The sequence below is a fragment of the Streptosporangium sp. G12 genome (assembly GCF_052983175.1).
Genome location: NZ_JBRIQO010000048.1, coordinates 21,385 through 42,565 on the forward strand (window position 1 = coordinate 21,385; position 21,181 = coordinate 42,565).

A 21,181-nucleotide genomic window follows, 5' to 3' on the forward strand; every position below is an offset into this window, starting at 1 on the left:
AACCGGGTGCGGGCCCGCCCCGGTGGTGTCCCGGCGGGCCGCACCCGGAGGCGTCAGGGGGTCAGCCGGTGGAGGTCACGGGGGAAAAGGGTGGCACGGCGGATGTTGTCGGCCCCCGTCAGCCGGGTGGTCCACCGTTCCAGGCCGATGGCGAAGCCACCGTGCGGGGGCATCCCGTGCCGGAAGGCGGCGAGATAGCCGGCGTACGGCTCCGGCGACTCCCCGCGGGCCGCCAGGGCCGCGAGATAGTCCTCGTGGCGGTGCAGGCGCTGGCCGCCGGTGACGAGCTCCAAGCCGCGAAAGAGCAGGTCGAAGCTGTTGGAGTACTGCGGCCTGCCGGGCTCGGGGTGGGTGTAGAAGGGGCGTTTGGCCATCGGGTAGCCGGTGACGAACAGGAACTCGCTGCCGTGCTCGCGCAGCGCCCACCGCGACAGCCAGCGTTCGTGGGCCGGGGCGAGGTCCGGCTCACCCCGGGGGTCCTCATCGGTGTGGGCGGCCAGGAGTTCCTGGGCCCGGGCGAAGTGGATCTCCGGGATCCGTTCCGGGACGTCGGGCAGCTCGACGCCCAGCAGCGCGCACGCCTCGCCGGCGTGCCGTTCGACGGCGGCCGTCATGCCCGCGATCACCTCGCGCAGCACGGCCATCACCTCCCGGTGGTCGCCGACGAAGCCGAGCTCGGCGTCCAGCGAGGTGTACTGGGCCAGGTGCCGCGCGGTGTCGTGGGGTTCGGCCCGGAAGACCGGCCCGGTCTCGTAGACGCGCTCGAAGACGCCGACCATCGCCTGCTTGAAGAACTGCGGTGACTGGGCCAGGTAGGCGCGGGTGCCGAACCAGTCGATCCCGAAGACGCCGGCACCGGACTCGGTCGCCGAGGCCACCACCTTGGGCGTGTGGATCTCGGTGAAGCCGAGCGCGTCCAATGTCGCGCGGAAACCCGCCACCGAGACCGCGGAGATGGCGTGGGGCGCCCGCAGCAGCGGATGGCGCAGGGTGACCGGGGCATGGTCGAGGATGGTCGGCAGGGTCGCCGGGACCGCGGGACGGTAGAGGTCGAACGGCGGGGCGGCGGCCGGTCCCGACAGGGCGGTCACCGCCGGGGACGTCACCTCGGCTCCGCCGGGAGCCTGGGGGCTGGCGGTCACGGTCCCGGTGATCTGCAGGACGGTCTCTTCTGGGTGGCCGCCGGCCGCGGCCATGGCCTCGGGCTCGGTGACCACGGCCTGGACCAGGCCGGAGCGGTCCCGCAGGACGAGGAAGACCACGGATTTCAGGGTTCGCCTGCGGTGCAGCCAGCCCTGGACGGTCACCTGCCGGCCGATTCGCCGCGGGAGCTCCGCGGCCAGGGTTCTGCGGGTGGACGGGACAGTCGCGGATGAGGAGATCATCACAAACCTCTGGTCAGTGAGTGGTGATCCCTTGGGAGTGCGGGCGAGAAGGGAACTCGCGGTGCCACCGCACTTTCACCGCCGTGGCGACGGCGGCCTCGATGGGCCCGGTGACGGGGGCCGGCCGGCGGGGCATTGGGCGCGGACGCCGTTTCTCCCCGCACTCGGGAGGGTCTTCGTCACCGGGGACGGGGCCGCCTTCGCAGCTGCCGGCGGCTCTCTCCTGCCCGCCCTGATCCCGTGACTACTCGTCTCCGTCAATGCGTTGCCGGAAGAGTACGCGTGCGCTGTCACGCATCGCAACCACAATCGCCGCGCGTCGCGGAGCACGCCGAGAAGGCGGCCCGTAGGTTCCGCGGCCGGGGCAGGGTCGGCCGGTCGGCGGTCCGGGTGGCGCCCGCCGGGGAGGATCGGGCAGGCGTTCCCGCGGCCCGTGGCCTCGGCGGGGGCGAGCGCGGGAGGCGAGCGCAGGGGCCGAGCGGGGTCAGACGGGCCGGCGGGTGGGCGTGATCGTGATCCGCTGGAGGGTCGCGCGCGGCGGCAGCGTGGCGATGAAGCCGACGGTCTCGGCGATGTCCTGCGGCGTGAGCCACTCCGTCGTCTTCCCGGAACCTCTCAGCCACCGGAACGCACCGTTGCCGGTGACGTGGCGCCGTGGCCTGGTTTCGGCGACGCCCTGTTCGAGCCTGGACACCCGCACGTTCTTGACGCCCAGCTCGACACGCAGGTGATGCGAGAGGCGGGTGACGTACGTCTTGGTGCCGGAGTAGACGGCGAAGTCGGGGAAGCCGTTCCGCGCCGCGATCGACGAGGCGTTGATCAGATCGGCCACGCCACGCTCACCGGCGGCCTTGACCAGCTGCGGGGTGAACGCGCCGAGGACGTTCGTCAGCCCGGTGATGTTGAGGTCGATCTGACGCCTGCACCGATCGGCGACCGGCTCCTCGATCGGGACGGGCAGCATGACGCCCGTGTTGTTGATCAGCAGGTCGGCGTCTTTCAGCTCGGCCGCCACCCGGCCGGCGGCCGAGCGCACCGCCGCGGCGTCGGTCACGTCAACGGCGATCGCCAGGGCGGTGCCGCCGTTCTTCCCGATCCGGGAGACCAGCCTGTCCAGCCGGTCCGCACGCCGGTCCAGGACGGCGACACGCGCGCCCAGCCCCGCCAGGTGTTCGGCCGAGGCCTCGCCGACGTCGTCGAAGGCGCCGGTGATGACCGCCACGCGGCCGGTCAGGGGCTTGCCAGGGATTTTCCCGAGCATGGGCACACCTCCCAACGAGAAACGGATCAAGGGATGGGCCGTGGCCGGCAACCGTCCCACACATCCAGCACACCACCTCCGAGCTCCGTTTACGGGGCCGGAACAGGCCCTGAGCAGGCAGGTACCCGCAGGGCCACCCGGCGAAGGCGCGCCACACCCGGCGGGTCCACACTGGAGACATGGACCGTGGTAGCGAGATCGCCGACTTTCTGCGCTCCCGCCGGGCCCGGGTCACCCCCGGTCGGGCGGGGCTGGCGGATGACGGCCGCATCCGGCGGGTGCCGGGACTGCGCCGCGACGAGGTCGCCCGCCTCGCCGGAGTGAGCACCGAGTACTACACCCGTCTTGAGCAGGGCCGCGCCAGAAACCCCTCCCCGGAGGTCGTCGCGACCCTCGCACGCGCGCTCCAGCTCGATCTCGCGGAGCGCGAGCACCTCACCGACCTGCTGGCGCGGCCCGTACCGGCTCCCCGTACCCCCGCCGGCCCGCAGCGGGTCCGCCCGGGCCTGTACCTCACGCTCCAGGCCCTGGAGCGCGTCCCCGCCTTCATCCTCGGCCGGCGCACCGACGTGCTGGCCGCCAACCACCTGACCTGCGCGGTCCTGACGGACTTCGAGGCCATCCCCGCCCCCCGGCGCAACCTCGCCCGCTACTACCTCCTGGACCCGGAGGCCCGTGACCGCGTCGGGAACTGGGCGGAGGCGGCCTCCGAGACCGTCGCCATGCTCCGCTTCGAAACAGGCCGCCACCCGCACGACCGGCTGCTCGCCGACCTCGTGGCCGAGCTCACCCTGCGTTTACCCCAGTTCACCACCTGGTGGAACGACCACCACGTCCTGCGCCGCACCCATGGCAGCAAGCACTACCACCACCCCGTGGTCGGTGATCTCCATTTCTTCTACGAGACCTTCCAGCCTCCCGACGACCCCGACCAGACCCTGTGCGTCTACAACCCCGAACCCGGCTCCGCCACCGCCGAGGCCCTGCGGCTGCTGAGCCGGACTCCCTCCCGGCCCCGGGGGTGAGGGACGGGCATGAGAGGACTCGGCGGCAGCACGCGGAAAGGCGCTGCGGGCGGGCGCCGCGCCGAAGGCGGAGGGCGGCGTGATCGCCGCCTACTCCTGGACGATCGCCGCGGTCTGGAGGCGTGCCGCGTCCTGGCCCGGTGGGACTCCGAACATGCGCCGGTACTCGCGGCTGAACTGCGACGGGCTGTCGTATCCGACGGCGTATCCGATCGCGGCCACGTCGTGCGGCGCCGCGATGAGTCGCAGGCGGGCCTGCTGGAGCCGGAGTTGTTTTTGATACTGAAGTGGACTCATGGCGGTCACCGCACGGAAGTGCCGGTTGAGCGAGGAGACGCTCATCCCGACCGCGTCGGCGAGGTCGTCGATGCGAATCACCTCGTCATAGCGGGCCCTGATCCACCCGATCGCACGGGCGACGAGGGTCGTGCGGCTGTCGGCCAGGCCGATCTGTCTGACCAGGTCCGCCTGGGGTCCGTTCAGCAGCCGCCAGTGGATCTCGCGTCGCACGCCGGGGGCCAGTATCGGGATGTCGGGTGGCTCGTCCAGCAGGCGCAGCAGCCGGACAACGGCGTCGAGCAGCTTGTCGTCGGCGTCACTGGTCGCGACGCCCGGTCCGTCGTTGGGCGCACGACTGGAGCGAACGACGGCGGGACCCGCTTCCACCAGCAGTTGCGCGATGGTCGCGGGCCGCAGCGGGAGTCCGAACCCGAGGAACGGCTCGGCGGGCGTGGCATGCGTGATCTGTGAGGTCAGGGGGAGGTCGACGGTCACGACGAGGTACTGGCCCGCTTGGTAGTCAAAGACGCGATCATTGAGGACAGAGCGCTTCGCTCCCTGGGCGACCAGGGCGAACATGGGGGTGGTGACCGTGCCCAGCGGTTCGGTCACGTGCCCGGTCGAGAACACCGTGACTCCCTCGATCCCCAGCGGGCGGGGACCACCCGCGGCCAGTCGCGCGATCCGGTCGCGAAGTTCCTCCAGGTGACGCACCACACCAGTGGACCATGAAGGTATGGACGAAACCAAGATGATCCGGGCAAGGTTGAGCGGATCGTGCAACGTTGCGCGCGTATCGTTCTAGGGGATCGCGACGCTTCGGGCTCAAATGGAGGAACGCGGGGAGACGGCGTCCATGCCGTCCCCACCTCTATCAGCTTGGAGTCACGGGATGTCGCTCGATTCCTACGTCACGCTCGGCCGATCGGGCCTGCGGGTCAGCCCGTTCACGCTCGGCACGATGACCTTCGGTGAGGATCACGGATGGGGCTGCAGCCCAGAGGAGTCCAGGAACATCCTTGCGGCCTACCTGGACGGGGGCGGCAACTCGATCGACACGGCCAACATCTACACCAACGGCCACTCCGAAAAGATCATCGGTGACTACTTCGCCGGCCGGCCCGCACTACGTGATCGAGTAGTGATCGGCACGAAGTTCTTCGGCAACCTGTACGAGAACGACCCCAACGGCGGCGGAGCCAGCCGTAAGGCGATCGTGCAACAGCTGGAGAACTCGCTACGGCGCCTGCGGACCGACTACGTCGACGTCTACTGGCTGCACAACTTCGACCCGTCCACGCCGGTCGAGGAGACCCTCCGCGCGCTGGACCACCTGATCGGCGACGGCAAGGTCCGCTACGTCGGATTCTCCGACGTGCCGGCCTGGGCGACGGCCGAGGCGGCCACCATCGCACGCCTGCGCGGCTGGGCCCCGATCATCGCCCTGCAGCTGGAGTACTCCCTGCTCGAGCGGACCTCGGAAGGGGAGCTGATCCCCATGGCCCAGGCCTTGGGAATGGGCGTGATGGCGTGGGGGCCGCTGAAGAGCGGGTTCTTGTCCGGCAAGTACTCCAGTGCCGGCACCGGCCCGGTGGACACCGCTCGCGCGCAGCTGGTGGGCGCCCCGAGCAAAGCCGACCATGTCGTGATCGACGCGCTCAACGACGTCGCCGGCGACGTGGGCGCCAGTCCCGCTCAAGTGGCCCTGGCCTGGGTACGGGGCCGTCCCGGGATCACCTCCACCCTGATCGGAGCACGCCGCATGGACCAGTTCGAGGTCAACCTGCACGCCCTGAACGTCACCCTCACCGAAACCCAGCGCGCCACGCTCGATGACGTGTCCACTCCCACGCTGAACTTTCCCGCCGAGAACAACAGGCACCTGGGCCGCACGCTGCAGTTCGCCGGAGCCACCGTGGACGGGTTCCCGTCGATGGTCTCCCCGCTCCTGCGGGCCGGCAGCGCTCGCTACTGAGACGCGGGCCGGCGCGCCGGCCGTCACCGGTCCAGCCTGCCCGCCCTGTCCCGCAGGTAGCGCTGTTCGGGAAGGCTCGTGGTACGCCGGGCCGCCAGCCGGTAGTTCTCTCGCGCGGCGGCGTGCTCGCCGGCCAGCTCCTGCAGGTGGGCGCGCACGGCGTGGAGGCGGTGGTGACGGGTGATCCGGGAGTCGCCGTCCAGGCTTTCCAGCAGTTCGAGCCCGGCCCGGGGCCCGCGGGTCATCGCGACCGCGACGGCGTGATTGAGCGTGGCCATCGGGTTCGGCGCGATCCGGGTGAGGATCGCGTACAGGATGCGGATCTGTTCCCAGTCGGTGTCCCCGGCTCGCGGCGCCTGGACGTGCAGCGCGGCGATCGCCGCCTGGAGCTGGTAGGGACCGAGGGCCGAGGCGGACATGGCGTCGGTGATCAGCGCGGCGCCCTCCTTGATCATGGCGGCGTCCCACCGGTTCCGGTCCTGCTCGGCCAGCGGCACGAGGGTGCCGTCCGGGCCGGTGCGGGCCGCTCGGCGGGCGTCGGTCAGCAGCATCAGCGACAGGAGCCCGGCGACCTCGCCGTCGTCCGGCAGGGACCGGTGCACCATCCGGGTGAGCCGGATCGCCTCCGTGGTGAGCTCGCCGCGGTGCAGGTCGGGTCCGGAGCCGGCGGTGTAGCCCTCGTTGAAGATCAGATAGAGCACGTGCAGGACGGCGTCCAGCCGTCCGGCCCACTCCTGGGCGCCCGGCGTCTCGAACGAGGCGCCGACGGCCTTGATCCGTTGCTTGGCGCGGCTGATCCGCGGCGCCATGGTGGCCTCCGGCATGAGGAACGCCCTCGCCACCTCGGCGGTGGTGAGGCCGCCGACGGCGCGCAGCGTGAGCGCCACCTGGGAGGCGGGCGTCAGCGCCGGGTGGCAGCACAGGAACAGCAGCGTGAGGGTGTCGTCGTGGTCGCGAGGGCTTTCGTCTCCGGGAGCCGGCGCGAGGCCGGCGTCCGGCGCCTCCCGCACCGCCGCGGCGGCCTCCCTGCGGCGGCGGGCCTGCTCGCTGCGTACCTGGTCGATCAGACGGCGGGAGGCGACGGTCACCAGCCAGGACAGCGGACTTTCCGGGACGCCCTCGGCGGGCCACCGCGTCGCGGCCGCGAGCAACGCCTCCTGCACCGCGTCCTCGCCCTCCTCGAACCCGCCGTAGCGGTGCAGGAGCACGCCGAGGACCCGCGGCGCCAGCTCGCGCAGCAGGTCCCCGAGGTGTTCGGAGGCGTTCACATCTCCATCCCGGCCGCGTCCATCAGCGGCCGCACCTCCACGCCGCCGACCTGATCGCTCGACATCAGGGTGGCCAGTTCCACGGCGCGCTCCCGGCTCTCGCAGTCCACCACGTACTGGCCGGCGACATGGTCCGGGGTCCGCAGGTACGGGCCCTCGGTCACCGTCACCACGCCGCCCCTCACCCTTACGACGGCGCCGATGGAGGGATCGGCGAGCGCGTGGGCACTGATCAGTTCCCCCGCCCGCCCGGCCACGGCCAGGAAGTCCTCATGGTCGAACCCCTCCCCCGGCGGGTCCGCCGCGTCCAGGTAGAGACTCAGCAGGAACTTCACCGCGTGCTCAGCCGTCCGCCGTGCCCGCGTGGACCACCGGCCGCACCTCGATGCCCAGGCCCTCGACGCCGGCGTCCGGAATGAGCGCGGCCAGTTCCAGGGCACGTTCCCTGTTCTCGCACTCCACCAGGTAGTAGCCGCCCAGGTACTCCTTGGCCTCAAGGTAGGGCCCGTCCGTCACCGCCGGGACGCCGCCCCGGACCTTGACCACGGCGCTCCGCGACGGGTCGGCCAGCGCGACGGTGCCGATCATCTCCCCGGACCTCCTGACGGTCTCCATGAACGCGCCGTGGCCCCTCATCACCTCGTCGCGCTCCTCCTCGGTCAGCGCGTCCCAGATCCGCGGGTTGTTGTGCATGATCAACAAGAATTTCACGTCGTCTCCTCCGAAGGCCGGGCGGCGCCCCTGAGGCGCCGTTCACCATGAAGTCGGAGCCGGTGCCGCATTCTTGCGGTACCGGACCGCAAGGATCTCCACGCTGTTTCGACTACCTCCCGAAAGGGGCACCTGACCTGGGCGTTCCATCAGAAGATACTTGCCGGCTCCCCGAAGGAGAACGCATGTCGCAGCTGTTGAGGGTGCAATGTTTCAACGTGTCGCAGGACGGGTTCGGTACCGGTGAGGGGCAGAGCCTGGAGCGGCCCTTCGGCCACGCGGACCCCACCTCCCTGTGGTCCTGGGCGAGCGCCACCGCCGGCTGGGTGAACCGCACCGACCCCGGAGGCACCCGCGGCCTGGACGACTACCTGACCCGCGCCCATACCAGCAACATCGGGGCGGAGATCATGGGGCGTAACAAATTCGGCCCCCAGCGCGGCCCCTGGGAGAACCACGAGTGGCAGGGGTGGTGGGGAGGCACCCCGCCGTTCCACACGCCGGTCTTCGTGCTCACCCACCACGAACGCCCGTCCTTCACCCTGGCCGACACCACCTTCCACTTCCTCGACGCGACACCGGCCGAGGCGCTGGCACGCGCGAGGCAGGCCGCAGGCGGCCGGGACGTGCTCCTCGGCGGCGGAGTCGCCACCATCCGCGAGTTCGTCCAGGCCGACCTGGTCGACGTGATGCACATCGCCGTCGCGCCCGTCGGCCTCGGCCGAGGCGAACGGCTGTGGAACAGCCACACCGACCTGCTCGACCGCTTCCACCTCGAGACGGTACCGAGCCCCAGCGGAGTCACCCACCTCCTGTTCTGGAGACGGTGACCACCGCCCCCGCACGATCGCACGCGCATGCCGCGATGAGCGCGTACCTGCCCGTCGACCCCGGGACGGGCAGGTCGTCAGCGGTGTGACGGTTCCGGGACCGCGGGTGCCTCAGCGATCGGCCGGGACCGGGACGAGGCCGTCGGCGACGAGACCGGCGAGGACCGCCTCCCCCAGGACCTGGACCGCGGACTGCGGGCGGACCATCACCGTGAGTTCCTTGATCAGGCCGTCCCGGTCGAACTGGAGGAGGTCCATGCCGTGGATCTGCTTGCCGCGCACGGTGGCCCGGAACAGCAGGACGGCCGACGGGGCCTCGGTGCCGTCGGTGCTGGTCTGCGCGGTGCCGTCGAAGTGCCCGATGTAGCGGAAGTCGTCCTCGAAGGTGCGCAGCAGGACACCGAGGAGCCCCAGGACCATGGCCCTGCCCTCGAAGGGGGTGAACTTCACCGGGCTGTACACGCGGACGTCGTCGGTGAGCAGGGCGCCCAGCGCGGCGAGGTCGCGGCTCTCGACGGCGGCCCGGAAGCGGTCTGCGGTGGTCATGACTGCACCTCAATACTCAATAAAATGATTAATCAATTACTTGAGTATCATGGCGGACAAGCACTGGGAAAGAGGGAGGACGGGGGCGACTCGATGGCGTTGCGGCACGCCGTGCTGGCGGCACTGATGGACGAGGAGCTCAGCGGGTACCAGCTGGCCAAGGCGTTCGACATGGGCGTGGCGAACTTCTGGCACGCCCTGCCCCAGCAGCTGTACGCCGAGCTGGCCAAGCTGGAGAGGGAAGGGCTGGTCGCCGGCCGGGAGGTGGTCCAGGACACCCGGCCCAACAAGCGCCTGTTCAAGGTCACCGAGACCGGCCTGGCCGAGCTGGAACGGTTCGCGGCGACCGCCGGCAAGCCCTCCTTCATCCGTGACGACCTTCTCGTCAAGGTCCAGGCCGCCGACCACGTCGACACCGACGAGGTGATCGCCCAGCTCATGGAGCGAGCCGCCTTCGCCGACGCCAAGATCGAACTGTTCGGCGGGCTGCTGCGGCGGATGCGCGGCGACAGGAGCGAGGAGGATTTCCTGCGCCACGGTGAACGCGTCGGCCCCTACCTGACCTGCCTGCGCGGCCTCGCCTTCGAGCGGGGCAACCGGGACTGGTGCCACCGGAGCGCGGCGATCCTGCGGGAGAGGCGGATCTCTCATGCCCGGCGGTGAGCACCTGCGCCACGTCGCCCTCCGGGCACTCCCCGATCCCGCGGTCGCCCGCGGGATCGGGGAAGGCGCGGTCGCGAGCCTCCTGCGGCTGCCCGGTCAGGCGCCGACGTAGGCCGCGAGGTGCTCGCCGGTGATGGTGGAGCGGGCGGCGACGAGGTCGGCGGGAGTGCCCTCGAAGACGATCCGGCCGCCGTCGTGGCCGGCGCCGGGACCGAGGTCGATGATCCAGTCGGCGTGCGCCATGACCGCCTGGTGGTGCTCGATGACGATGACCGACTTTCCGGAGTCGACGAGCCGGTCGAGCAGGCCGAGCAGCTGCTCGACGTCGGCGAGGTGCAGGCCGCTGGTCGGCTCGTCGAGGACGTAGACGCCGCCCTTCTCGGCCATGTGGGTGGCCAGCTTGAGCCGCTGCCGCTCGCCGCCGGACAGCGTGGTGAGCGGCTGGCCGAGGCTGAGGTAGCCGAGCCCGACGTCGGCGAGCCGGCTGAGGATGGCGTGCGCGGCCGGTATGCGCGCCTCGCCGGCGCCGAAGAACTCCTCGGCCTCGGTCACCGACATCGCGAGCACCTCGCTGATGTCGCGGCCGCCGAGGTGGTGGTCCAGCACCGATGCCTGGAACCGCCTGCCCTCGCACTCCTCGCAGGTGGTGGCGACGCCGGCCATCATCCCCAGGTCGGTGTAGATGACGCCGGCGCCGTTGCAACCGGGGCAGGCGCCCTCGGAGTTGGCGCTGAACAGTGCCGGCTTCACGCCGTTGGCCTTCGCGAACGCCTTGCGGATCGGCTCGAGCAGTCCGGTGTACGTCGCCGGGTTGCTCCGTCGCGAGCCGCGGATCGCCCCCTGGTCGACCGACACCACACCCGCGCCCGCGGGGACCGACCCGTGCACGAGCGAGCTCTTGCCGGAGCCGGCGACACCGGTGACGACGACGAGCACCCCGAGCGGGATGTCGACGTCGACGTCGCGCAGGTTGTGCGCCTTCGCGCCGCGGATCTCCAGCGCGCCGGTGGGCTTTCGCACCGTCTCCTTGAGGGTGGCCCGGTCGTCGAAATGGCGGCCGGTGATGGTGCCGCTGGCCCGCAGCCCCTCGACGGTGCCCTCGAAGCAGACGGTGCCGCCCGCCGTGCCGGCGCCGGGGCCGAGGTCGACGACGTGGTCGGCGATCACGATCGTCTCCGGCTTGTGCTCCACGACGAGCACCGTGTTGCCCTTGTCCCGCAGCCGCAGCAGCAGGCCGTTCATCCGCTGGATGTCGTGGGGGTGCAGGCCGACGGTGGGCTCGTCGAAGACGTAGGTGACGTCGGTGAGCGAGGAGCCGAGATGGCGGATCATCTTGACGCGCTGCGCCTCGCCGCCCGACAGCGTGCCCGAGGAACGGTCGAGCGAGAGGTAGCCCAGCCCGATCTCCACGAACGAGTCGAGGGTGTGCCGCAGCGCGGCGAGCAGCGGCGCCACCGACGGCTCGGCGAGGTCGCCGACCCATCCGGCCAGGTCGCTGATCTGCATCGCGCACGCGTCGGCGATGCTGATCCCGCCGATCCGCGACGACCGGGCCGCCTCGCTGAGCCGGGTGCCCTCACACTCGGGGCAGGTGGTGAAGGTGACGGCCCGGTCCACGAACGCCCGGATGTGCGGCTGCATCGCCTCCCGGTCCTTGGACAGGAACGACTTCTGGATCTTCGGGATCAGCCCCTCGTAGGTGAGGTTGACGCCGTCGACCTTCACCTTGACCGGCTCCTTGTAGAGGAAGTCGTGGAGCTCCTTCTCGGTGTACTTGCAGATCGGCTTGTCCGGGTCGACGAAGCCCGACTCGGCGTAGACCCGCACGCTCCAGAAGCTGTCGGACTTCCAGCCGGGGATGGTGAACGCGCCCTCGGCGAGCGACTTGGAGTCGTCGTAGAGCTGGGTGAGGTCGATGTCGGAGACCGCGCCCTGGCCCTCGCAGCGCGTGCACATGCCGCCGACACGGGTGAAGGTCGCCTTCTCGGTCTTGCGGGCGCCGCGTTCGACCGTGATCGCACCGCTCGCCCGGACCGTGGGGACGTTGAAGGAGAACGCGTTGGGCGAACCGATGTGCGGCTGCCCGAGCCGGCTGAAGAGGATGCGCAGCATCGCGTTGGCGTCGGTGGCGGTGCCGACCGTGGAGCGGATGTTGGCACCCATCCGCTGCTGGTCGACGATGATCGCGGTCGTCAGCCCTTCGAGCACGTCGACCTCGGGCCGCGCCAGCGTCGGCATGAAGCCCTGCACGAAGGCGCTGTAGGTCTCGTTGATCAGCCGCTGCGACTCCGCGGCGATCGTGCCGAACACCAGCGAGCTCTTGCCCGAGCCGGAGACGCCGGTGAACACCGTCAGCCGGCGCTTCGGGATCTCGACGCTGACGTCCTTGAGGTTGTTCCCGCGCGCGCCGTGCACGCGGATCAGGTCGTGGCTGTCGGCATCGTGCGGCGCGGGCGACTGCGTGTCCGTCCTGCCGGCCATGTTCATCGTGTCTCCATATGTGTAGGGGGGGCCGCCTTCGCGGTCTCCGCCGGCGTCGCCTGGCTCGATCTAACCAGCTTCGAGCGGTACGTCTGGTTTTCCCTTGTCGGCCCGGTGGAGGCGGGGTCAGCGGTACGGCGTGGCACCGGCGGCACCTCGCCGTCCCGGCCGGAGGACGGCGGAATCGGGCACGGCGCACCGCCCCGAGGCGCCGGCCACCCGGACGCCTCGGCCGTGGTCGCCGGAGGGGTCAGCGGAGCTCGTTGATGCGGGTCAGGTTGCCCGCGGGGTCGCGGACCTCGAAGCCGAGAACGTCACGGTAGAAGGCCGGCGAGGTGTCCGGATCGTCGTGCGGGAGGAAGGCGGCGTGAACGGTGATGTCCATGGCGATCACGCTAGGCGCGGCGCGGGGGCCGGCGCTTCTCGATTCCTGACGGGTCTGGTCACCCGTTTCGCCACGCACGGCGGCATCCCCGCCGTCGCGCGCGCCGCCTGGCGCCGGTAGATGCTGGGCGGCATGCCGACCAGTTCGGTGAAGCGGGTGCTGAAGGTGCCCAGTGACGAGCAGCCGACCGCGAAACAGACCTCGGTGACGCTGAGGTCGCCCCGGCGCAGCAGTGTCATCGCGCGCTCGATGCGCCGCGTCATGAGGTAGCCGTACGGCGACTCTCCGTAGGCGAGCCGGAACTCGCGGCTGAGGTGCCCGGCCGACATGTGCGCGCCGCGGGCGAGCGCCTCGACGTCCAGCGGCTGCGCGTACTCCCGGTCGATCCGGTCGCGGACGCGGCGCAGCCGCGCGAGGTCACGAAGGCGCTGCGCCGGGACGGGCCTGCTGGTCACCCGCACAATCGTATGTCGCCCCGGAATCGCCCGGTGACCTCGCGGTCGGTTCGGGAAACCCGGTGCGCGTCCCGGGTGGGGGCACGCCCTTGAGCGAGGTGACGCGTCCGGGCAGGGCGATCTTGGGGGGGAGGTTCACCCGCAGATGGACGTGATGGTCCTCGCCGTTGAACTCGGCAGGCCCGGTCCAGAAGTCGGCGCACACGTCCCGCGGCCGTACACTGGCGAACATTAGTCATAAATATTGACTATCATGAATCTTTACTAGTTGTGGCCAGGGGAAGACATGACCGAGACGCTCGACCACGAATCGATCTTCGAGCAGGCGTGGCAGGCGCCGGGCACCACGTCGGTGGAACTGCCACCGATACGGGTGAACGACGTGTTGCGCGACCGCTACGACACGCGGCCACCGTTCGCCTACACCGGCGCGCAGCTGTGGGACATGGAGGTCCGCAAGGCCGCGGCACCGGACAGGTACATCCCCACGGTCGTGAGAGCAGGCAGCGCCGAGAAGTTCCCGAGCGCGCGCCACGGCCGGTTCGAGGACTTCACCAGGGTGTCGGTGCAGCGGCTGTGGGCCCACCCTGACCGGTACACGACGGTCATCGAGCATGTCCGTCTCGATCACCGGGACCGGCGCGCGTTCTTCATCGGCGCCGAGCGCTTCGAGACGCCCGACGGCCGCGTCCTCACCGCCGGAACCGGACAGCCGGTCTTCCATGTCGAGCACTCCGTGACCGGTCCGGAGGACGACCCGCTCAACCTCTGGCGCGTCGTCCACCTGACCGACGGACCTGACCCGTCTTTGGTGGCCGCCTTCGACGACCTGGCAGGCGATCGCTACCTGCGGGTGTTCATCGAGGTGCACCTCCGCGAGGATCTCGGACGCGAGCTCGTCCGCCGCTGAGGACGCGACCCCGGCCGGCCGGCGATGGGAACGGCGAGCCGCTCCGCCGCCGGCCGGATCCCCGCGGCGTCGGGACCGCCTCGCGCAGACCGTCCGTGCCGCTGGGCGGTTCCGGGTCGTGCCGCACCACGCCTCGGCGAGACCGGCGAGGCCGAAGCCGATGGCGAGCGTGGTCGGCGGAAGCCTCTCCGGCGCCGGTCGGGGGGCGGGCGCTTCGGCCGGTGCGTGGCGATGGACGAGGGTGCCGGTCATGATGTCCTCCGGGGGCGACGGCCGCGGGCGACGCGGACCGGGCCGACGGCACCGCCGGCGGTGGCGGTGCCGTGTCGGGTGAGGTGATGGTCTCCGGGTGGCGCTCAGACGTCGGCGGCCCGCAGGACGAGGCCGGCGACCTCGTCAGGGTGGGAGGCGAACACCGCGTGGGAGGCGCCCGCGATGCTGACGACCTCGCCGCCGGCGCGCTCGGCCATGAAGTGGTGCGCGGCGGCCGGGATGTTCCTGTCCGCCTCGGCGATCAGGAAGAAGCCGGGCAGCTCCGTCCACGCCTGCGGGCCCTCGGCGGCTTCGTTCAGCGCGGCGGCGGTGATCGGCCGCTGGGTCGCGGCCATCACCCGCGTCGTCTCCTCGGGCACGTCGGCCGCGAACTGGTTTCGGTAGAGCTCCTGCGCGACGTACATGTCCTGGTTGCCGTCCGGCAGCGGCACCGGCCGCAGCGTCTCGGCAAGGGTGCTGCCGGGGAACTTCCCGGACAGGCTCGCCCCGCTCTCGCCCGCCTCCGGAGCGAACGCCGCGATGTAGACCAGAGCGGAGACGTTCTCGGCCCCGGCGGCGGCCTTGCTGATCACCATCCCGCCGTAGGAGTGCCCGACCAGGACGACCGGGCCCTCGATCGTGTCCACCAGCGCACGCACCTGCGCCGCGTCGTAAGCCACCGAGCGCAGCGGGTTGGGCGCCGCGATGACCTGGTGCCCGGCGGCCTGCAGCCGCTCGGCGACCGGGCCCCAGCCGCCCGACTGCGCGAACGCCCCGTGCACCAGGACGATGGTCGGCTTCTTGTTCGTGGCCATGGCTTCCTCCGAAAGGTCTCTCGTTCGTGCTGACGGAAACCATGGTCGGCAGGACGCCCGCGAACAGCACCTGTCAGATGACCGTCGTCCCGACGGTCACCGTCACGGCCGCAGTCATCTGACAGGCGTTGCCCACCGGCCTCGCCTCGACGATGGTTCCCGTCAAGACGAACGCGACGCGCAGCAAGGGGCAAGGGCCATGACCACAGAACTCGTCGGCCGGACATTCGCCGCCGACCTCGCCCGGCTGAAGGTGAAGCTGACCTACGACACGGATTCGAAGATGACCTTCGTGGTCACGTCGGGCGCCGCGATGGTGGCCGACGGTCACACCGAGACCGTCGAGGTGGAGATCACCGAGATCCGCCCGCGGGTCTACCTGGTCTCCTGGCAGGAGGCCACCGGTGCGACCGTGGTCCACGTGGAGGACCTGGAGCACTCCGTCGTGCATTCGACCGTGACCCTCGACGGGCGGCTCTACCGCCTGGCCGGCACTTTCACGGAGGTCTGACGATGTCGAACAAGGAGATCCTCCGCACCGCCATGCGCGAGCTGTTCGAGGACAAGGACGTGACGGCGCTGGATCGCTACTGGGCCGAGCCGTACGTGCAGCACAGCCCGAACCTGCCCAACGGCCTCGCCGGGCTGCGCGCGGCGGTGCCGTCGCTCGAGGGCTTCAGCTGGAACCCGGAACGCATCTTCGAGGACGGTGACTACGTGATCGCGCACAGCCGGGTGAGCGGCTGGATCCCGGAGGGGGACGCGGCGATCGTGGACATCTTCCGCTTCGAGAACGGCCGCATCGTCGAGCACTGGGACGTGGTGCAGCCGTACGTCCCGGCGGACAAGACGCTCAGCGGCAACGCGATGGTGTGAGGGCGTGAGGATGTGAGCGCGACCAACGGTACGAGGCGCCCGCACAGGTCACTTCGGTTCACTTCGGTGCCGATCGACCTCGTGCCGCGCCGTGTGCCGGCGACCGGGCCACCCCGGTCGCCGGCACACGGCGCGGCGAACTCAGCCGGGCCGCTCCCCCTCGACCGGCGGTAGGGCGTCCACCCAGCTGCGCGCCAGCTCGGCCCGGCCGCCCGCCCGCAACAACGCCGCCGGTCCGCGGGACGCCTCCTCGAAGATCGCCAGCGTGCCGCCGTCCGGCTCCTCCAGCAGGAGCCACGACTGGTAGAAGCTCAGCTCGTCGCTCACCGCGGCCCAGCCGAAGCGGGTCGGGCGGACCAGCTCGCCGACGATCCCGTCCAGCACGTGCGGTGGCGTCACGACCACGAAGCGGCCGCCGACGGCGAGCTCGCCGGAGACCTCCGTGCGGTCGACCTCCCGCTGCCAGCTCGGCCACATCTCGACGGCGACCAGATGGGCGAAGACGGCGACGGCCGGGGCCGCCACGCGGCGTTCGTGGCTGACGAAGCTGTCACAGCGGTCCGGGCCCCAGCCCGGGGGCCAGTGGACGCCGGGGTGCGGTTCTGCGCTCATGTCTTCCAGGGTCGCGCGCGCCGCCGCGCCCAGCACCCGTCACATGACTGTCCTGTCCGACCGGTCATAGGCGTTGAGCGCGTCCCGGAGCGCGGCACGCGACGTGATGCCCAGCTTGGGAAAGATCTTGTACAGGTGGTCGCCGACCGTCCGGTGGGAGATGAACAGCCTTTGCCCGATCTGCTTGTTGGTCAGCCCCGCGCCCGCCAGCTCGGCGATCTCACGCTCCTGCGGCGTCAACGGCGACCGGGTGTCCGAGGCCGGACGCCGGGTCAGCCCGGTCGCCCGCAGCTCGTTGGCGGCACGGTCCCGCCACGGAACGGCGCCCAGCGCCGCCAGGGCCTCGTGCGCCAGGGTGAGCTGCTCACGGGCCGCGCCGGTGTCGCGCAGCCGGCGCAGGCGTTCGCCGTAAGCCAGGCGTACCCGGGCCACGTCGAAGGGCCACTGTTCCGGATCCCGCACGGACAGCGCCGCCTCGAACAGGTCACGTGCCGTCTCGTCGTCCGCCGTCAAGGCGGCCGCCGCGGTGCTCAGCAGGCACAGACGCGGCGACAGCGTGCCCAGGCCCGCCTCGCTCAGCGCGGCCGCGTGCGCCGCCGCCTCGGCCCGGCGCCCGGTGTGCAGGCCGGCTTCGACGAGGTCCAGGCCCGCCCACAACGCGGTCGGCCGGTAGGGCGCCAGCCGGCCCGGCGGGCTGACCCGCGCCGCGTTCTGGTAGGCCGCCTCGTGCTCACCCGCGCCGATCTCGGCGAGCGCCCGGGCCTGCGCCGCGAAGTACGTGACCCCGGTGGCCTGGTGGGCGATGGCCCACCGGTTCATCTCGTCGGTCAGCCGCCGGGCCGCCTCGACCTCTCCGGACCCCGCCGCCACGAGCGCGTGAACGTAGTGGAAGTACCAGTGGAAGAAGCGGAACCCGTGTTCGGCGCAGACGGCGAGGCCTTCGTCGGCCATCGTCCGCGCCTCGTCCCAGCGGCCCGCGGCGAAGCCGTCGAGGCCCAGGTGCATGAGTGCGCCGAGGTGGCGGCGGGCCGGCCCCTTGCCGTCCCCGCGCGTCTGGGCGAGATGCCGTTCCGGGCCGCGCAGCCGGGGAAGGCGGTCGGCGAAGACCGCGGCGGTGCCGATGCGGATGAGGCGGGTGGGGTCCTCGCCGGTGCCGACGGTGTCGATCAGCGCGTCGAGGGCGGCGACGTCGTCAGCGCCGGCCCGCGCGGGGTCGGAGAACACGGCCGCGTTCACCCGCAGCAGCGGCGGCGGTTCCGGCGTCAGCCGGCCGACCAGGTCGTGGAAGGTGTGCCAGGCCTGTTCGGTGCCCACGTACCAGCTGATCAGCAGCAGGTTGAGCAGGGCCTCGACGAGGTCGGCGTCGCCCGCGGCGAAGCCGTGGTCGCCGGCCTCGATCGCGCCGGCCAGCAGCCGATGCGCGGTGGTCACGTCTCCGTCGGAGTTGATCAGCAGGTGCGCGGTCGCGGCCGCCGCGGGCAGCGAGTGGGTTTCCAGGGATCCGCCCCGCCGCGCGTCGCCCAGCAGCCGGCTCGCGGTCACCAGTTCCCCGCCGGCGTCCGCGCCGATGTAGGCCGCCGCGGCGAGCCGTCGGCTCCGGCCGGCCGGCTCGGGGCTGAGCTCCGCGGCCCGGGTCAGCGTGGTGACCGCGGCGAGCGCGTCCCCCTGCCGAAGCAGGACCTGCGCCGTGGCCTCGAGCTGGGCGGCGATCTCCTCGTCGGGCCCCACCGCCGACTCGGCGAGGTGGCGGACGCGACGCTCCGGGGCGTCGACGACCTCCGCCAGCGTGCCGTGCGCCCAGCGCCGTTCCCGTTCCGTGGACGCCTCGACCACCGCCGCCCCGACCAGCGGGTGCCGGAACGTCAGCCGGTGCGCGTTCAGCCGCACCAGCCGGTCCCCCTCCGCCGGGGCCAGGTCGTCGAGGTCACAGGTGGCGCCGCCGGCTGTCCGCAGGCGGGCCAGGTCGGTGGTGCCGCCGAGCGCGCCGAGCAGCATCATCAGCCGGCACCGCTCCGGCAGGCCGCGCACCCGGGCGGTGTACATCGCCTGCAGCCGCTCGGACAGTGGCAGGACGTCGGGCAACGTGGTGAAGTCCGCTCGCTGGTCGCCGTCCAGCGCGGACGGCAGTTCCAGCAGCGCCAGCGGGTTGCCCGCGGCCTCGGTGAGCAGCCGCCGCCGCACCGCCGGCGCGAGCTCCGGGAAGCGGCGGTCCACCAGGGTTCGCGCCGCCGGAGCCGGCAGCGGAGAGAGGGCCAGTTCGGTCAGCCCGCTGTCGCGGAAGAAGCCGCGCTCACCCGACCGGCAGGCCACCAGGAAGACGATCGGGCTGCCGACCAGGCGGCGGGCGACGAAGCCGAGCACCTCCGCGCTGGTCCGGTCCACCCAGTGGAGGTCGTCGACGAGGACCAGGACCGGCGTCTCGGCCGCGACGGCTCGCAGCCACAGCAACGCCGCGTTCGCCACGACGAGCCGGTCCGGTACCGGCCCGATCTCGAAGCCGAGCGCGCAGCGCAGCGCGGTGCGGTGGTCGGGACCGAGCGAAGCCATCTCGTCGCCGAGCGGGAACAGCAGCTGGTTGAGCGTGGAGTAGTTGATCCCCGCCTCGAACTGCACGCCGGCGGCCCGCAGGACGCGGGCGCCGCGTTCCGCCTCGCCGGCCGCGAACTCGTCGAGTAACGCGGTCTTGCCGACTCCGGCCTCACCGACGACGAGCAGCGCGCCGCCGCGCACCCCGGCGCCGTCGAAGAAAGCCCGGATCGAGCTGATGTCCTCCTCGCGACCGATCAATTCCACTGCCTGATCCTCCAGAAAAGCGGTGGGCTCGGCACGTACCGTCCGAGCAGGTCGATAAGGTCTTGACGGCAAGGTCGGCCAGGACAGGAGTGCGGCGGATGGTCACCCGGGCGGAGCGCAACGCGACGGACCCCGACCTCGGCGTGCTGTCCGGACGGCTCCTGTTCGCGGTGCAACACGAACTCTTCATCACCCTCGCCGGGCAAGGGTTCGACGACCTCAGGCACCGGCACGGCGCCGTGCTCGCGTACCTGGATCCGGACGGCGTCCGGGCCACCGAACTGTCGCGGCTGTCGGGCCAGTCCAAGCAGATCATCGGGGTACTGATCGACGAGCTGGAGGCTCTGGGTTACGTCGAGCGACGGCCCGATCCAAGCGACCGCCGAGCGAAGCTGATCTGTCCCACCGAACGCGGCCTGTCCCAGATGCGCGCCGCCGACACCATCATGACCGCCATCCAGCAGCGGCACGCGCGGCGCCTCGGGCAAAAGAGCTACGACGAGTTCAAGCGCATGCTCACCGATATCACCGAGCACCAGCGCAGCCACCTCCGCTCCGTCGGCGAGGACTGATCAGCGGTCCGTGACGAAGTCCAAGGTCGGCATCGGCGAGACCTGACCGCAGGTCCGTGACGACATGACTCATGATCGCCTCAGTCGTATAGTAAAAAAAATTACTATCATTAAAATGGACTAAATTGCAAAGTGGTCACCCGCCTCACCCGGGGCACCTCCCCGGCAGGCGGCCGACCACAAGATCACGGCCTGGTCCGCCGATCGACCCGGGTGGCGGTGCGAGTGGTCTGCCGGTCCCGCGTCGCGGGACCGGCAGACCACTCGCACAGGATGATCGGTGTGATGCCCGCTCCCGCCGCCGGGCGGCCCGTAGCCCGGCGGCGTCCCGCGCCATGTCCCGCGCCGTTCGGAGCGGACGCACGGTGCGCGGACACGCCGAGAGTCCGGTTCCGACTCGCGCCGGTCGGCGCTGATCGGTTCCGGACTCCTCGCCGGCCTCCCACGCCCCCGCGAGGGTGGGACCCCCTCGTGCGGCATGGTGACCCGCGTCGTCCACGCTCGGAGGCGGGCCTGTCGGCCCGCGTTCCGTGAGGTTCAGGCCTTGCTGCTCCTCTTCTTGGCCTGCATGTTGGAAACGACGCTCACGCAGATGACGGCCATGACGATCTGCACCACGAAGGTCAGCAACGTCCTGTCCGCGAAGCCCAGCAGGTGGGCGATGGCGGTGCCGGCGAGGGCGGCCACGATGCCCGCGAGGATGGTGGGAACCCACCCGATGTCCTGGCGGCCCGGAATCAGCAGCCGGCCGATGCCGCCGGTGATCGCACCGACGATGATGGCGCTGATAATGAACGTGATCATGGTGATCTCCCTGTTCGGGCAGGTCTCAACTGTCGACGGCGAGCCTAGGATGTCCCTGTTGACATGATCTTGACATCCTGTATACGCCGATGACCTGCCTTTATCGGGTGATCGAACCGATCGCGGGGCGCGCTCCCCCGGAAACGGGCCCAGCACGGCGCAGACGGCCGCGGGGTGGAGTTCACCGCCTGTCCAGCACCTTCCCCGAAAAAGGATCATCCGAACATGTCCTGACAAGATATGTCGATGACAGGGCCGCCGCGCGATGCGCGATCGCACCGAT

The 21,181-nt window shown here is 71.1% G+C and carries 21 protein-coding genes and 1 pseudogene; 8 read left to right on the top strand and 14 right to left on the bottom strand.

Going from position 1 to position 21,181, the window contains the following annotated elements; all coding sequences use genetic code 11:
- Positions 1-53: 53 nt before the first annotated feature.
- Positions 54-1,385, bottom strand: a complete 1,332-nt coding sequence (aspS, locus tag ACVCAG_RS43530; RefSeq protein WP_440089315.1) for an aspartate--tRNA(Asn) ligase — start codon at positions 1,383-1,385, stop codon at positions 54-56.
- A 484-nt stretch (positions 1,386-1,869) separates the two neighbouring features.
- Complete coding sequence (locus ACVCAG_RS43535; protein WP_440089317.1) at positions 1,870-2,706, bottom strand: SDR family NAD(P)-dependent oxidoreductase; 837 nt, start codon at positions 2,704-2,706, stop codon at positions 1,870-1,872.
- Between the two features lie 119 nt (positions 2,707-2,825).
- Here ACVCAG_RS43535 and ACVCAG_RS43540 point away from each other — a divergent pair, with 119 nt between their 5' ends.
- Positions 2,826-3,671 (top strand): MmyB family transcriptional regulator, encoded by an 846-nt coding sequence (locus ACVCAG_RS43540; protein ID WP_440089319.1) that lies wholly within the window; start codon positions 2,826-2,828, stop codon positions 3,669-3,671.
- Positions 3,672-3,761: 90 nt separating this feature from the next.
- Here the strand turns inward: ACVCAG_RS43540 and ACVCAG_RS43545 are convergent, their stop codons facing one another.
- Positions 3,762-4,664, bottom strand: coding sequence for an AraC family transcriptional regulator N-terminal domain-containing protein (locus ACVCAG_RS43545; RefSeq protein WP_447191534.1), 903 nt, complete (start codon positions 4,662-4,664; stop codon positions 3,762-3,764).
- A 178-nt stretch (positions 4,665-4,842) separates the two neighbouring features.
- Between ACVCAG_RS43545 and ACVCAG_RS43550 the strand changes: the two genes are divergently transcribed.
- A complete protein-coding gene (locus tag ACVCAG_RS43550) occupies positions 4,843-5,925 on the top strand; it encodes an aldo/keto reductase (RefSeq protein ID WP_440089322.1) in 1,083 nt (360 codons plus the stop codon).
- Positions 5,926-5,948: 23 nt separating this feature from the next.
- On the opposite strand, the gene ACVCAG_RS43555 is transcribed toward ACVCAG_RS43550, so the two are convergent.
- Genes ACVCAG_RS43555 through ACVCAG_RS43565 form a run of 3 tightly spaced genes read right to left on the bottom strand, consistent with a single transcriptional unit; the run spans position 5,949 to position 7,904 of the window.
- Positions 5,949-7,193 carry a sigma-70 family RNA polymerase sigma factor gene (locus ACVCAG_RS43555; protein WP_440089323.1) on the bottom strand — a complete coding sequence of 415 codons (1,245 nt, stop codon included), beginning with the start codon at positions 7,191-7,193 and terminating at the stop codon, positions 5,949-5,951.
- Positions 7,190-7,528 carry a YciI family protein gene (locus ACVCAG_RS43560; RefSeq protein ID WP_440089324.1) on the bottom strand — a complete coding sequence of 113 codons (339 nt, stop codon included), beginning with the start codon at positions 7,526-7,528 and terminating at the stop codon, positions 7,190-7,192. Before ACVCAG_RS43560 ends, ACVCAG_RS43555 begins: the two co-directional genes overlap by 4 nt.
- 7 nt (positions 7,529-7,535) lie before the next feature.
- The gene (locus ACVCAG_RS43565; RefSeq protein ID WP_440089325.1) at positions 7,536-7,904 is read right to left on the bottom strand and encodes a YciI family protein; all 369 of its coding nucleotides are present in this window, start codon (positions 7,902-7,904) and stop codon (positions 7,536-7,538) included.
- A 185-nt stretch (positions 7,905-8,089) separates the two neighbouring features.
- On the opposite strand from ACVCAG_RS43565, the gene ACVCAG_RS43570 reads away from it, so the two are divergent.
- Positions 8,090-8,734, top strand: a complete 645-nt coding sequence (locus tag ACVCAG_RS43570; RefSeq protein ID WP_440089327.1) for a dihydrofolate reductase family protein — start codon at positions 8,090-8,092, stop codon at positions 8,732-8,734.
- 111 nt (positions 8,735-8,845) lie between these two features.
- Here the strand turns inward: ACVCAG_RS43570 and ACVCAG_RS43575 are convergent, their stop codons facing one another.
- Positions 8,846-9,280 (bottom strand): nuclear transport factor 2 family protein, encoded by a 435-nt coding sequence (locus ACVCAG_RS43575; RefSeq protein ID WP_440089328.1) that lies wholly within the window; start codon positions 9,278-9,280, stop codon positions 8,846-8,848.
- Positions 9,281-9,373: 93 nt separating this feature from the next.
- Between ACVCAG_RS43575 and ACVCAG_RS43580 the strand changes: the two genes are divergently transcribed.
- Positions 9,374-9,943: a helix-turn-helix transcriptional regulator gene (locus ACVCAG_RS43580; protein ID WP_440089330.1), complete on the top strand. Its 570-nt coding sequence runs from the start codon at positions 9,374-9,376 to the stop codon at positions 9,941-9,943.
- Positions 9,944-10,039: 96 nt separating this feature from the next.
- Here the strand turns inward: ACVCAG_RS43580 and ACVCAG_RS43585 are convergent, their stop codons facing one another.
- The 3 genes and pseudogenes from ACVCAG_RS43585 to ACVCAG_RS43595 form a co-directional block, all read right to left on the bottom strand.
- The gene (locus ACVCAG_RS43585) at positions 10,040-12,430 is read right to left on the bottom strand and encodes an ATP-binding cassette domain-containing protein (protein ID WP_440089333.1); all 2,391 of its coding nucleotides are present in this window, start codon (positions 12,428-12,430) and stop codon (positions 10,040-10,042) included.
- A gap of 274 nt (positions 12,431-12,704) precedes the next feature.
- Positions 12,705-12,809: pseudogene (locus ACVCAG_RS43590) on the bottom strand (VOC family protein); the annotation flags it as partial.
- Between the two features lie 5 nt (positions 12,810-12,814).
- Positions 12,815-13,264 carry a helix-turn-helix domain-containing protein gene (locus ACVCAG_RS43595; protein ID WP_440089335.1) on the bottom strand — a complete coding sequence of 150 codons (450 nt, stop codon included), beginning with the start codon at positions 13,262-13,264 and terminating at the stop codon, positions 12,815-12,817.
- A gap of 286 nt (positions 13,265-13,550) precedes the next feature.
- Here ACVCAG_RS43595 and ACVCAG_RS43600 point away from each other — a divergent pair, with 286 nt between their 5' ends.
- The gene (locus ACVCAG_RS43600; protein WP_440089336.1) at positions 13,551-14,174 is read left to right on the top strand and encodes a hypothetical protein; all 624 of its coding nucleotides are present in this window, start codon (positions 13,551-13,553) and stop codon (positions 14,172-14,174) included.
- A 356-nt stretch (positions 14,175-14,530) separates the two neighbouring features.
- On the opposite strand, the gene ACVCAG_RS43605 is transcribed toward ACVCAG_RS43600, so the two are convergent.
- Positions 14,531-15,241 (bottom strand): alpha/beta fold hydrolase, encoded by a 711-nt coding sequence (locus ACVCAG_RS43605; RefSeq protein ID WP_440089338.1) that lies wholly within the window; start codon positions 15,239-15,241, stop codon positions 14,531-14,533.
- Between the two features lie 199 nt (positions 15,242-15,440).
- Between ACVCAG_RS43605 and ACVCAG_RS43610 the strand changes: the two genes are divergently transcribed.
- Both ACVCAG_RS43610 and ACVCAG_RS43615 read left to right on the top strand, forming a co-directional pair.
- Positions 15,441-15,752: a phenolic acid decarboxylase gene (locus ACVCAG_RS43610; protein ID WP_440089340.1), complete on the top strand. Its 312-nt coding sequence runs from the start codon at positions 15,441-15,443 to the stop codon at positions 15,750-15,752.
- A 2-nt stretch (positions 15,753-15,754) separates the two neighbouring features.
- The gene (locus ACVCAG_RS43615) at positions 15,755-16,117 is read left to right on the top strand and encodes a nuclear transport factor 2 family protein (protein ID WP_440089342.1); all 363 of its coding nucleotides are present in this window, start codon (positions 15,755-15,757) and stop codon (positions 16,115-16,117) included.
- A gap of 141 nt (positions 16,118-16,258) precedes the next feature.
- Here ACVCAG_RS43615 and ACVCAG_RS43620 read toward each other — a convergent pair whose 3' ends face one another.
- On the bottom strand, positions 16,259-16,729 hold the full coding sequence (locus ACVCAG_RS43620; protein WP_440089344.1) for an SRPBCC family protein: 471 nt from the start codon (positions 16,727-16,729) through the stop codon (positions 16,259-16,261).
- 39 nt (positions 16,730-16,768) lie between these two features.
- Positions 16,769-19,522: an AAA family ATPase gene (locus tag ACVCAG_RS43625; RefSeq protein WP_440089345.1), complete on the bottom strand. Its 2,754-nt coding sequence runs from the start codon at positions 19,520-19,522 to the stop codon at positions 16,769-16,771.
- A gap of 98 nt (positions 19,523-19,620) precedes the next feature.
- Between ACVCAG_RS43625 and ACVCAG_RS43630 the strand changes: the two genes are divergently transcribed.
- Positions 19,621-20,094, top strand: coding sequence for a MarR family transcriptional regulator (locus ACVCAG_RS43630; RefSeq protein WP_440089347.1), 474 nt, complete (start codon positions 19,621-19,623; stop codon positions 20,092-20,094).
- Between the two features lie 537 nt (positions 20,095-20,631).
- Here ACVCAG_RS43630 and ACVCAG_RS43635 read toward each other — a convergent pair.
- Positions 20,632-20,898 carry a GlsB/YeaQ/YmgE family stress response membrane protein gene (locus tag ACVCAG_RS43635; RefSeq protein WP_440089349.1) on the bottom strand — a complete coding sequence of 89 codons (267 nt, stop codon included), beginning with the start codon at positions 20,896-20,898 and terminating at the stop codon, positions 20,632-20,634.
- Between the last annotated feature and the right edge of the window lie 283 nt (positions 20,899-21,181).